Source organism: Mycobacterium sp., from assembly GCF_035603715.1.
Lineage (GTDB): Bacteria > Actinomycetota > Actinomycetes > Mycobacteriales > Mycobacteriaceae > Mycobacterium.
The window spans coordinates 1-10717 of the sequence record NZ_DATNJW010000436.1; the positions used below are offsets into that span (position 1 = coordinate 1).

Annotated in this window: 10 protein-coding genes and 1 pseudogene; 4 read left to right on the forward strand and 7 right to left on the reverse strand. The window is 64.2% G+C overall.

Annotated elements, in window-relative coordinates; translation table 11 throughout:
• Window positions 1–46 precede the first annotated feature (46 nt).
• Complete coding sequence (locus VN856_RS18050) at window positions 47–442, reverse strand: DUF732 domain-containing protein (RefSeq protein ID WP_325691474.1); 396 nt, start codon at window positions 440–442, stop codon at window positions 47–49.
• Between the two features lie 87 nt (window positions 443–529).
• Window positions 530–1969, reverse strand: a complete 1440-nt coding sequence (locus tag VN856_RS18055) for a fatty acid--CoA ligase family protein (protein WP_325691476.1) — start codon at window positions 1967–1969, stop codon at window positions 530–532.
• Window positions 1970–2086: 117 nt separating this feature from the next.
• Here VN856_RS18055 and VN856_RS18060 point away from each other — a divergent pair, with 117 nt between their 5' ends.
• The 4 genes from VN856_RS18060 to VN856_RS18075 all read left to right on the forward strand — a co-directional run bounded on the left by VN856_RS18060 (window position 2087) and on the right by VN856_RS18075 (window position 5671).
• The gene (locus VN856_RS18060; protein ID WP_325691478.1) at window positions 2087–2914 is read left to right on the forward strand and encodes an SDR family NAD(P)-dependent oxidoreductase; all 828 of its coding nucleotides are present in this window, start codon (window positions 2087–2089) and stop codon (window positions 2912–2914) included.
• Entirely contained in the window at window positions 2904–4046 is a 1143-nt protein-coding gene (locus tag VN856_RS18065) for an acyl-CoA dehydrogenase family protein (RefSeq protein ID WP_325691480.1), read from the forward strand. Before VN856_RS18060 ends, VN856_RS18065 begins: the two co-directional genes overlap by 11 nt.
• Window positions 4043–4486 carry a Zn-ribbon domain-containing OB-fold protein gene (locus VN856_RS18070; RefSeq protein WP_325691482.1) on the forward strand — a complete coding sequence of 148 codons (444 nt, stop codon included), beginning with the start codon at window positions 4043–4045 and terminating at the stop codon, window positions 4484–4486. Before VN856_RS18065 ends, VN856_RS18070 begins: the two co-directional genes overlap by 4 nt.
• A gap of 66 nt (window positions 4487–4552) precedes the next feature.
• On the forward strand, window positions 4553–5671 hold the full coding sequence (locus VN856_RS18075; RefSeq protein ID WP_325691484.1) for a phosphotransferase: 1119 nt from the start codon (window positions 4553–4555) through the stop codon (window positions 5669–5671).
• A 92-nt stretch (window positions 5672–5763) separates the two neighbouring features.
• On the opposite strand, the gene VN856_RS18080 is transcribed toward VN856_RS18075, so the two are convergent.
• The 5 genes and pseudogenes from VN856_RS18080 to VN856_RS18100 form a co-directional block, all read right to left on the reverse strand.
• Window positions 5764–6705 carry a PEP/pyruvate-binding domain-containing protein gene (locus VN856_RS18080; protein WP_325691486.1) on the reverse strand — a complete coding sequence of 314 codons (942 nt, stop codon included), beginning with the start codon at window positions 6703–6705 and terminating at the stop codon, window positions 5764–5766.
• Window positions 6706–6789: 84 nt separating this feature from the next.
• A complete protein-coding gene (locus tag VN856_RS18085; protein WP_325691488.1) occupies window positions 6790–7206 on the reverse strand; it encodes a Zn-ribbon domain-containing OB-fold protein in 417 nt (138 codons plus the stop codon).
• Window positions 7203–8339, reverse strand: a complete 1137-nt coding sequence (locus VN856_RS18090; RefSeq protein ID WP_325691490.1) for a thiolase C-terminal domain-containing protein — start codon at window positions 8337–8339, stop codon at window positions 7203–7205. Before VN856_RS18090 ends, VN856_RS18085 begins: the two co-directional genes overlap by 4 nt.
• A 13-nt stretch (window positions 8340–8352) precedes the next feature.
• Window positions 8353–10503 (reverse strand): acyl-CoA dehydrogenase, encoded by a 2151-nt coding sequence (locus VN856_RS18095; RefSeq protein ID WP_325691492.1) that lies wholly within the window; start codon window positions 10501–10503, stop codon window positions 8353–8355.
• A gap of 19 nt (window positions 10504–10522) precedes the next feature.
• A pseudogene (locus VN856_RS18100) lies at window positions 10523–10717 on the reverse strand (hypothetical protein); the annotation flags it as partial.

Genomic DNA, 10717 nt, shown 5'->3' on the forward strand with positions numbered 1-10717 from the left:
CGGGCAACCGAGCGACTGAACTCGATCTGCGCGCTAATGCTTATCTTCAGTTGTAGCTAGTGGACGCGGGGGCTTGGTCCGGCGGTAGGTAGTAGCCGCCTGCTGAGTTCCGTAGCTGCCATATCAGGTCAGGGCACAGCAAGTTGACCGCATACCCGACCACGTAATTGGCCGCGAACTGGTCGTTAGGGGTCACGTCGCGCTTCACGTCACCTATGACCTGTCCGTACCCTTCGCCCCGGCCGACCTTGTCGCAGACTCCATGGCCGTAAGCGAGCGCGTCGTTGTTGGGAAAGTTGTATTGCCGCCGCACTGTCATGTCGTAGACGTACTCAACCTGAGGGTCTGGGGCGGCAGCCGCCCGCGGTGCCGGTGCCAACAAAACGCCGCCAACCGCAGCCGCGGCGACGATCGCAACGCACAGCGACGTTCGACCATTCATGAGACCCGGTTGCACGACGATCGGCATAAATTGAGACGTTAAACTATATAACGGATAAGAACCAGCGATTCTGCGCACAGCCCCGCTTCACTCATTCTGCTGACGCTTTAGGTGCGAATCCCGAAGCTGGGCGCGAACGACCTTGCCCGCACTGTTCAGCGGCAGCTCGGCGACCGTGTACCAGTATTGTGGAATCTTGAAGCCGGCCAGCGTGACGCGAGCGAAGGAGCTTACTTCCTCGGACCGTGGCGGATGAGCCGATTCTGTCGGAACTATGAACGCGGCCAAGGTTTCTCCGAGTCGCGCATCCGGCACGCCCACGACGCCGACCGCGGCGACCGCCGGGTGGGTGCTCAGCACATTCTCGATTTCTAGCGGATACACGTTCTCCCCGCCGCGGACCACCATGTCGTGCCGCCGACCGCAAAGACGGAGATAACCGTCGGCATCCAGCACGCCCAGATCACCGGTGTGCAACCACCCATCGACGTCCTGGACGGATAGGTGCGCCGCGGCGGCGAGCACTTCGCCGACTCCCGCCCAGTCCGGCTCGTCGATCTGCAGACGAAGACCGCCCACCGGCCGGCCCACGGTGTGCAGAACGTCGGGGTTCTTGATTGCCGCCAGTCGATGGTCGTCTGGGCCCAAGCTGGTGATCGGGCTGCCCTCGGTCTGGCCGTAAAGGCTGACCATCGCGACGTCCGGCAGGACGTCGAGAACGCGTCGCAGTGTCTCGACGGTGATAGGCGAGGCGCCATAGATCAACGTCTTCAGCTGTACCGCGTCGAGAAGCCCCTCGCTGAGCAACATTTCGATCATGCTCGGCACGAGCAGGCAGTGGGTGGCATCGAGCTGCTTCAGGTTGCGCCACCAATCGAAGGAGAATCTGGCGGTGGGAATTACCGACGCTCCGGCAGTGAGAGCTACCAGGATGTTGCCAAGCCCGCCGATGTGATGCAGCGGTGAGCCGGTGGCGTAACGGTCGTCCGGCCCAATGTCGATCAAGCGACGCAATAGCTCGGCGCGGGCGTCCAGCACTCGCTCGGTGAGCGAGACTCGCTTCGGAACTCCGGTAGTTCCCGCGGTGTGCAGGTAAATCGCTGTGGGACCTGGTTCCGGATCCAGCGGCCGGTCCGAGACCGCCAAAAATGGGACTGTCACCGCCCGTATCCCGACCGCGTCGGCGATCCGCCGAGCGGTCTCGGCGAACGCGGCCTCAGTGAGCAGGACTGATGAGCCGGTCCGACGCACCGCCTCGGCCAGCTCGATGGGAGTCTGCCGCGGCCCGAGCGGAGCTAGCGGTCTGTTAGCGGCGGCACCGCCCAAAAGAAGTGCAAGCGCGCCGGCGTTGGTGGTGAGCAACGCGGGGACGGGCTGACCTGCTGGGACATCGAGATCGACGAGCAGGTCCGCGGCGGTGACGGCCTTGCCGATCAGTTCGCGACCGCTGGCGGCGCCCACTTCGCCGATGACCGCGGCACGTTCACTGCGTTCATGGACTGTACAAATCCGCTCGAGCCACGTCATAAGAGCGGCTGAACCGAACTAGATGAAAGGGAACTTCTCAACGTCTCCTCGCCGTTTCGTCAAAACGATAAATAGTTTACTGTTTACGTGGATTGTCGCGAAGGAGGGCACGACGACGTGCGGATCATTGTCACCGGCGGAAATAGTGGCGTCGGCAAGGCGACCGCACACGCAATGGCCGCTGCCGGCCACGAAGTGGTCATCGCATGCCGGACCCCGACAAAAGCATACGAAGCCGCAGCGTCGATGCCTGGCGACGTCGAGGTGCGTGAGCTGGATCTGGCCGACCTCACCAGCGTGCGCAAGTTCGCCGACACCGTCGACTACGTCGACGTGTTGGTGAATAACGCCGGTGTGCTGGGCTTACCGTTGACCCGCACGGCCGACGGCTTCGAGGCCCACATGGGCACCAACCATCTCGGCCATTTTGCGCTGACCTGCCTGCTCGGCGACCGGATCCGCAACCGTGTCGTAGCGGTGGCCAGTACCAACTACAACACTGCCCGCATCCATTTCGACGACCTCAACTACCACGATCGCCGCTACAACCCGTGGTCGGCGTACGGCGAGTCCAAGCTGGCGAACCTCTTGTTCGTGCGGGAATTAGTCGCTCGCGGCAAGACCGCCTACGCCTCCGATCCCGGCATGACCGACACCGGGATCACCCGCAACGGTTCAGGGGTACTGCAGTGGGCGGGCCGGGTGCTCTCGCCACGTATCGCACAGAGTCCAGCCGACGGCGCGCGTTCGACCATCCAGGCGATCACCACAACATTGCCCAACGGCACCTACATCGCGCCGCGAGGCCTGATGCACCAGTGGGGAAAACCGAAGCCCACCAAGCTAAGAGGAAAGGCCCAGGACGCGCACAGCGCCCGACGGCTGTGGGACATCTCTGCCGAGTTGACCGGCTGCCAGTGGCAGGACAGCGATCGTGACCGTTGACCGGCTGCTGCCCACACCCGAGGCATATGAACTGGTCCAACTGGCCGCCGACGTCGCCGACAAGGTGCTCGATCCGATCGTCGACGAACATGAGAAGAACGAGACATATCCCACCGGGGTTTTCGTGACTTTGGGTGACACCGGGCTGCTGACACTGCCGCATCCAGAGGAATGGGGTGGTGGCGGGCAACCTTACGAGGTGTACCTACAGGTTCTCGAGGAATTGGCGGCGCGGTGGGCGGCAGTCGCGGTCGCAGTCAGCGTCCACGTCCTGGCCTGCCATCCATTGATCGCGTTCGGCACCCACCAGCAGCAAGAGCAGTGGCTGCCGACCATGCTGAGCGGTCGAACGATCGGTGCCTACAGCTTGTCCGAGCCGCAGGCCGGTTCCGATGCCGCCGCTCTGACCTGTAAGGCCACCGCGACCGACGGCGGTTACCGCGTCAATGGCGCCAAGGCCTGGATCACCCACGGCGGCATAGCTGATTTTTACAACCTATTCGCTCGCACAGGCGAAGGCGGACAGGGTATTTCGTGCTTCTTGGTCGATAAGGACACCGAGGGACTTACCTTCGGCAAACCCGAGGAGAAGATGGGCTTGCACGCCGTGCCGACCACCACCGCACACTACGAGAATGCGTTCGTCTCCGAGCAACGTCGGATCGGTGCCGAGGGCCAAGGTCTCCAGATCGGCTTCAGCGCACTGGATTCGGGCCGTCTGGGCATCGCCGCGGTAGCCGTCGGGCTGGCGCAGGCGGCGCTCGACGAGGCGGCTTCTTACGCCCAGCAGCGAACGACGTTCGGCCGCAAGATCATCGATCACCAAGGCCTGGCGTTCCTATTAGCCGACATGGCCGCCGCGGTCGACTCCGCTCGCGCCACGTACCTGGATGCTGCGCGGCGCCGAGACGCGGGACTGCCATACTCCCGCAACGCCTCCGTGGCGAAACTGATCGCCACCGACGCCGCCATGAAGGTCACCACCGACGCCGTCCAAGTCCTCGGCGGCTACGGATACACCAGGGATTACCGCGTCGAGCGCTACATGCGTGAAGCCAAGATCACTCAGATCTTCGAAGGCACCAACCAGATTCAGCGGCTCGTCATCGGCCGATCATTGGTCGCATCATGACCTATCAACGCCCCCAGTTGCGCTTGGCGCCTAGTCCAACCGCCGAGTCGCGGGCGTTCTGGACGGGTGGGCGTAACGGCGAGCTGCTGATCAGCCGGTGCCACGATTGCGGCCACTTCTTCCACCCGCCCGGGCCGGCCTGCTGGCGCTGCAGAAGCACTCACGTTGCGCCGGAACCCGTTTCGGGGCGAGCCACCGTGGCGGCGTATACAGTCAACCGCCAGAATTGGATTCCCGGTTACGAACCGCCTTACATTGTGGCGATGGTAGAGCTTGCCGAGGAGCCCGATACCCGGCTGTTTTCCAACGTGGTCGACGTCTCCCCGGACGAGATCCACGTTGGGATGGCCGTCGAGGTTTTCTTCGAAGACTGGACCGCGCTCTCGGGTGAGGAAGACAGTCGCGTGTGGTTGCCGCTGTTTCGCCCCGTCAAGAATTGATCATGCGGCTGGGCCGGATGCTGCTAATGTGACAGTCAACTGTCAAACCGTCGGTTAGGACGCGACATGACCAGCCAAGCCTTGCCCGTCACGCTGCGCTCTCCCGAGGACCTGACTCCGGCCGTTCTGACCTCGCTGCTGCGTCGCCACCGGCCCGCGGTGACGGTCACCGATGTGCGGGTCCAGAGCACCTGGCAAGGGACCACCTCACACATCCACCTCGACGTGGACTACGCCGATGGCGACACCGACTTGCCATCAAAGCTTTTCGTCAAGACACAACTTGGTACGGTGCACGATCTTCCCGCCGCGGTCGACGAGTCGCTATCGGAGGGCGGCGGCGGGACGGTTCTGCTGGACGACGAGACGACGTTCTATCGCAATCTTCGCGACGACCTCGACGTCGAGACCATGACGACCTACTTCGCTGAACATCTCGACGGCCCGTCACAGTTCATGGTGATCGGCGAAGACATCACGATGCGCGGAGCACAGGTGCCCGACGCGGTGGCCGGTCTGCCCGTCGAGCAGGTCGACGAGCTGTTGGCGACGTTGAGCCGCGTGCACGCCCCGTTCTGGGCGAATCCGAGGCTCGATGGGCGCGGCGACCTGGGGTGGCTGCAGCATCCCGTCACCGGCGGGTTCGCAGAATTCCTGCGCACCAACGGTTTCGCGATCATCCGCGCGTTCATCGACATTCCCTATAAGCGGGAGCTTCTCAACAAAACCGGCGCCGACATGGACGCCATGGAGGCGGCGTTCTGGACCCTGCAGGACCGGGTGGCTCACGAACCGATCACGCTGTTGCACGGGGACCCGCACCCGCGCAACACGTACGTTCTCCCGGACGGCCGCGTGGGGCTCCTGGACTGGCAGTTGGTGCGACGGGGTTCGTGGTCCCACGACGTCGGCTACGCATTGATCGGCGCGCTGCCACCTGCTTCGCGTCGCGAGCATGAGCGTGAACTCCTCGACAATTACCGCGGGCGGCTGCTCGACGCCGGCGTCTCGTTGGTGCCTGACCGCGAGCAGATGTGGACCGCCTATCGGCAGAGCCCGGCGTGGGGGTTCTGCATGTGGGCCATTACGCCCGACCAGATGTATTCGGTCGAGGTCGTGCGCGCCGTGCTCGGCCGCTTCGCCGAGGCCTACGCGGATCTCGGCACCGGCAAGTTGTTGAGCTGAGGAACAGCACCATCGTCTTTGGTCGTCGGCCACGTCGACCGGTCACCGGCGTAGTGGCGCAGGACATTTGGCGCGCCATCCTTCGATTCGGCCTATCGGTTATTCCAAACGGTCTCCGGTCTGGCCTGCAGCAGATGAACCTCGCCGTCGGCGTCCACGGCCCACTCAACATCCACGGCGTACCCGGCGTTCTGCTCGATTTGTAGGGCGAGGCGTGCGACCTGGAGCAGCGTGTCGTCATCGATGCTGGGTGCATCGCCCTCGCCGGGGGCGAGATCGACAATTCTGACCGCCCCGGATTCGTACCGATGAGCGCGAGTCTGGCGCGCAATCTCCCGCTTACGCAAGCACAAGCGGGCCTTGTCGACCCAGGCGCTATCGGTTTCTACGTCGCCATTGACCACGCCTTCACCCAGGCCTAGGGCTGACGCGACATAGATCTGGCCACGGTCTCCCGTCACCGGCTCCAACGTCAGCGTCACGCCCGCTGCGACTGCCGGCACCATTCGCTGAACAACCACCGCCATCGCCACGTCAATGGAAGCCACGTTGAACCGCCGGCGGTACCCGATCGCCCGCGGTGTATAAAGACTTGCCCAACAACGCACAACGGCATCGAGCAGCGCGGGCGCACCCTCGATCCACAGATAGGTATTTTGCTGACCGGCAAACGACGCCTCGGCCGTGTCTTCGGCAATCGCGCTTGACCGCACCGCTACCGGCCCGCCACCCATCTGGGCGTAAGCCTCTGCGACCTGGACAGCGAGGCTCTCCGGCAGGGTGACTTGGTCGAACAGCGTCATGATTGCCGCCGACCGGTCCCGGTCGGTGCCCGTTGTCGCCAGTAATTCCGCGATGCGTGGCGCCACTCCTGCGGCGGCAACCGCCTCGCGGTAGGCGCTCACAGTGACGACAAACCCTGGGGGAACCGACAGACCTTGCTTGGTCAGCGCCCCGAGGCCGGTAGCCTTGCCGCCGACCTCGTGACTCAGCTCCGAAGTGCACCGGTGCAGCGGAAGAACATGCGTCGCCATGCGTTCCGGCCTGTGCGCACCTTCTGCCAAACCCCGGCGGTCAACCGCGCCGACGGGCTTTTGATCAGTTGTCATCGCGGTCGGCTACTTCTGCTTGATGACGAATTCCGGTATGCGATAACCGGTGTCACCGAGGTCGACGATGCGCATCTGCACCGGCTGCCCGATTCGCACATCGGCTGGATCCGCGTCGATGACCGCGTTGATCCGCAGGCCCGGCTGCTCTACGAGTTCGACGAGCCCGACGACATACGGGGGCACCCGGCCGGGAACGAGTGCCTGGCGCACGACGATGTAGCTGAAAATTGTGCCGTTCCCGCTGACTTCCTCGAAGTGCACCGGGCCACCGGTGTACCGGCTGCGCTCCAACGGCGGATGGATCCATTTCCCAGTGTCGTCGCAGCGGCACAACATCAACGAACCGTTCTTCAGGCCCTCCCAGTAGGGCGCCGAATCGGGGTCAGGCACCGGAATCGGTGCCACCAGCGCTGGACTCGTCATGGCTTCTCCCTGCTGTAGACATTGGCGCCACCGAAGGGCCCTCCACCAGCAGTGACGAGCGCCAGCTGCGCATCGTCGACCTGACGCACACCGGCGGCGTGGCGGAGTTGCAGTGCAGCCTCGTAATGGTGGTTGAGGCCGTGAATGTAGCCCTCGGACAGCAGCCCTCCGTGCGGGTTGACCACCACGTCACCGCCGTAGGTGGCGCGCCCAGTCGAGAAGAACTTGCCGACTTCGCCTTTCTCGCAGAAGCCGAAGCCCTCCATGGTGGCCATCACCGTATAAGTGAAGCAGTCGTACATGCAGGCCACATCCATGTCCGACGGACTCAGGCCTGTCTTTTCCCAGATCTTGGGACCCGCTGTGCGGGAGTACATCTCGGTTGGGTCGTCCCACTCGCTCCAACCGGCGCCGCCCTGCGAATTCGACGATCCGACCAGCCACATTGGGGGCTGCTTGGTATTGCGGGCGATGTCCTCGCCGACAATCAGCACTGCCACCGCACCGTCAACCTCGGATGTGCAATCCAGTACCCGGAACGGCTCGTTGATCCAGCGGGCGGCGAGATAGTCATCCATGGTCAGCGGTTCGCGTCGCAGCGCATGCTCGTTGGGCCCCGCGTGGCTTCGTTGAGTGATCGCGATCTGACCAAGATCCTCACTGGTTGAGCCGAACTCGTGCTGGTGCCGACGGGCCCACATGGCGAACCACTGCGGCGGCACCATGAAACCGGAGGCTGTGTCGAACTGGTCGTGGTGCTGGACCCGCATGGGTCCCTCGATGTGACCGAACCGATAGCCGGAGCGCCCGTTAAGCGACCGATACACCAACACGGCCTTGCACATACCGGCCTCGATGACCGCGGCAGCAGTGGCGATTTGGTCAGCCACGAGATTGCCGCCGCCATACATTGCGTTGGCCCAAGCTAATTCGTCGATGCCCAGCGCCCAGCCGACGTAGATCGGCTGTTCGGAGTCGTTGGCCATGAAAGTGCAGATACCGTCGACATCGGCCGCCGTGAGTCCGGCATCGGCGATGGCGTCGCGGCAGGCAGCCACGGCCATGCCGCGGGTCGTGCGGCCGGAGTTGCGGGAATACTCGGTACGGCCGATCCCGACAACGGCACAAACCATTTGTCTCTCCGATCTACTTAGGTGCCGGGTCACGCGGCAGGCCCAGAATGCGCTCGGCGACCAGGTTTCTCACAATTTCCGACGTGCCGCCCGCGATCGTCAGGCACCGGCTGAACAGATAGTCGTGTACGACATCGGGTTCCTCTCCGACCAGGATGGCCCGGTCGGCAATTCGCAGCGCCAACTCTGCCACCCGCTGAGCGTGCTCGGCCCCGAACAATTTGGCGATGTTGCCTTCGACTCCGGGCCCGGCGTCGAAGACGGCTCGGGCGGCCTGCCGCAGATTCAGCGTGGCCAAGGTGTAGGACTCGATCAGCAGCGCACCGACCTCGCGGGCGATGCCAGTGTCGCCGGGCCGATGGCGGGCGAGCAGATCGATCAAAGCGCCGGCGGTCATGGTGACCGAGCCGCCGCCGATCGACACGCGCTCGTTGCCGAAGGCCGCCATCGCTACGCTCCACCCGTCGTTCACACCGCCGACCACATCATGATCGGGCACGAAAACGTCGTCGAAGAAGACTTCGTTGAATAGCGTCTCGCCGGTGATCTCGGTGAGCGGGCGAATGCGCACGGCCGGGTCGGCGAGGTCGATCATCATCGCCGTGATGCCTTTGTGCTTGCGCACGTTCGGGTCGGTGCGCACGGTGGCCAGGCCGCGTTGGCAGTTCACCGCATCACTGGTCCACACCTTCTGACCGTTGACCACCCAGCCACCGTCGACCCGCCTGGCCCTGGTAGCAACCGCCGCCGCGTCCGAGCCGGCTCCAGGCTCGCTGAACAGCTGGCACCACCGCAGGTCACCCTCCAGGCTCGGCCAGATCAGTCGCTCGACTTGTTCAGGGCTACCGTGTTGCAGCAGCGTTGGGACCACCCATTCACCGAGGCCAAGACTGGGTTTGTCCAAACCGTCCAGGGCGTCCTCGATGATGAGCTGCTCGACGCTGTCGGCGGCCCGGCCGTACGGAGTGGGCCAATGTGGTTGAAGATAACCGCTGCGCGCCCAGAGCCTTTGGTGATCGTCGGCGTCGGCCGCCTCCAGTTCTGACCGGAAATCCAGTGCGGCCTGGCGATACTGTTCGGCGCCCTCGGGCAGGTCGACCGACTGGCGTCGGCGAACGCCGTCGCGTTGCAGCGCGATCACCCTGTCCCGCAACGCATCCTGGTCGCCGGCGAAGCTTTGTAGAACGGTAGCCCGTCTGATGTAGAGATGAGCGTCGTGCTCCCAGGTGTACCCGATGCCGCCATGCACCTGCACGTTCTGCAGGGCCACCCGCTGATAAGCGGTCAACGCATGTCCGGCCGCCATGGTCGCGGCTATCTCGGCCTCCGCACCATCGGCACGAGCCGCGTCCCAGGTAGCGGCGACTGCGAGTTCGGTGTCGACAAGCATGTTCGCGCAGTGATGTTTGACTGCTTGAAACGAGCCGATAGGTCTGCCGAACTGCTCGCGGCCGGCGGCGTAAGCCGTCGCCATCTCGGTGCACGCGCTCAACCCGCCAACTGCCTCGGCTGCGGCCAGCAGTCGAAGGATCCGCGTCGCTGTCCCGGCGGCACCCGGGAGGATCTCGAGTACCGGTGCCGAGTTCAGGCCAAGTACCACCACCGGGGCCAGCAGCCGATCTACCGATTCGATAGTCCGAATGCTGACGCCCTCACCGGCTGCCAGCAGCACGAGGTCGTCACCGGCGGGAAGCAAAACCAGGTCTGCACCTGACTCGGCCAATGCCGGTACCGCAGCGGCAGTGACCGCCGAATCGCGAACGACAGCACCGCCGTCGGTGCCGATCCCTGCGATCACGTCACCGGACACCAGCCGCGGCAACCACCGTTCCCGCTGCCCGTCCGTCCCGGCTTCAGCGATCACCGCAGACACTGCGACCGTGGGCAGGAAGGGTCCGGCCACCGCAGCGCGGCCCAGTTGCTCCAACACGATCGTCAGTTCAGGCAGACCGTAACCCTGACCGTCGAATCGTTCGTCGATATGCAGGCCAAGCCAACCGGTGGAGACCATCTCTTTCCAGAGTCCGTCGGTGGACCACCAGCGGCCGCTCTTTTCACCGTCGAGCAGGATCCGGCGGGCGCCCGCGGTGCCGGCACGCCCGGCGACCATTGCGGCCGCTACTTCGGCGAGGGCGCGATGATCTTCGGTGATCGCCAATGGCATCAGCCGCTCTCCAATCTAGTCACCAAGATGTACCGAACCGCTCGCGGCATGTCAGCGAAGTGGCCGGGCAACCGAACTCGAGGTCAGCAACCAATGCCTTGTCTTCGACGCTCTGCTTGACGAAGTCACCTCCGCCCGCGTTCCACGTTTCTGTCCACCACGCCGCGAGGAGAGCGCGGTTGCGGTCGTCGCGGACGACGATGAACGTCCAAGG

Coding starts and splice junctions, on each gene's coding strand:
- VN856_RS18080 (WP_325691486.1), bottom strand. CDS start 6,705: ATGGCGACGCATGTTCTTCCGCTGCACCGGTGCACTTCGGAGCTGAGT.
- VN856_RS18055 (WP_325691476.1), bottom strand. CDS start 1,969: ATGACGTGGCTCGAGCGGATTTGTACAGTCCATGAACGCAGTGAACGT.
- VN856_RS18090 (WP_325691490.1), bottom strand. CDS start 8,339: ATGGTTTGTGCCGTTGTCGGGATCGGCCGTACCGAGTATTCCCGCAAC.
- VN856_RS18085 (WP_325691488.1), bottom strand. CDS start 7,206: ATGACGAGTCCAGCGCTGGTGGCACCGATTCCGGTGCCTGACCCCGAT.
- VN856_RS18050 (WP_325691474.1), bottom strand. CDS start 442: ATGAATGGTCGAACGTCGCTGTGCGTTGCGATCGTCGCCGCGGCTGCG.
- VN856_RS18095 (WP_325691492.1), bottom strand. CDS start 10,503: ATGCCATTGGCGATCACCGAAGATCATCGCGCCCTCGCCGAAGTAGCG.
- VN856_RS18070 (WP_325691482.1), top strand. CDS start 4,043: ATGACCTATCAACGCCCCCAGTTGCGCTTGGCGCCTAGTCCAACCGCC.
- VN856_RS18075 (WP_325691484.1), top strand. CDS start 4,553: ATGACCAGCCAAGCCTTGCCCGTCACGCTGCGCTCTCCCGAGGACCTG.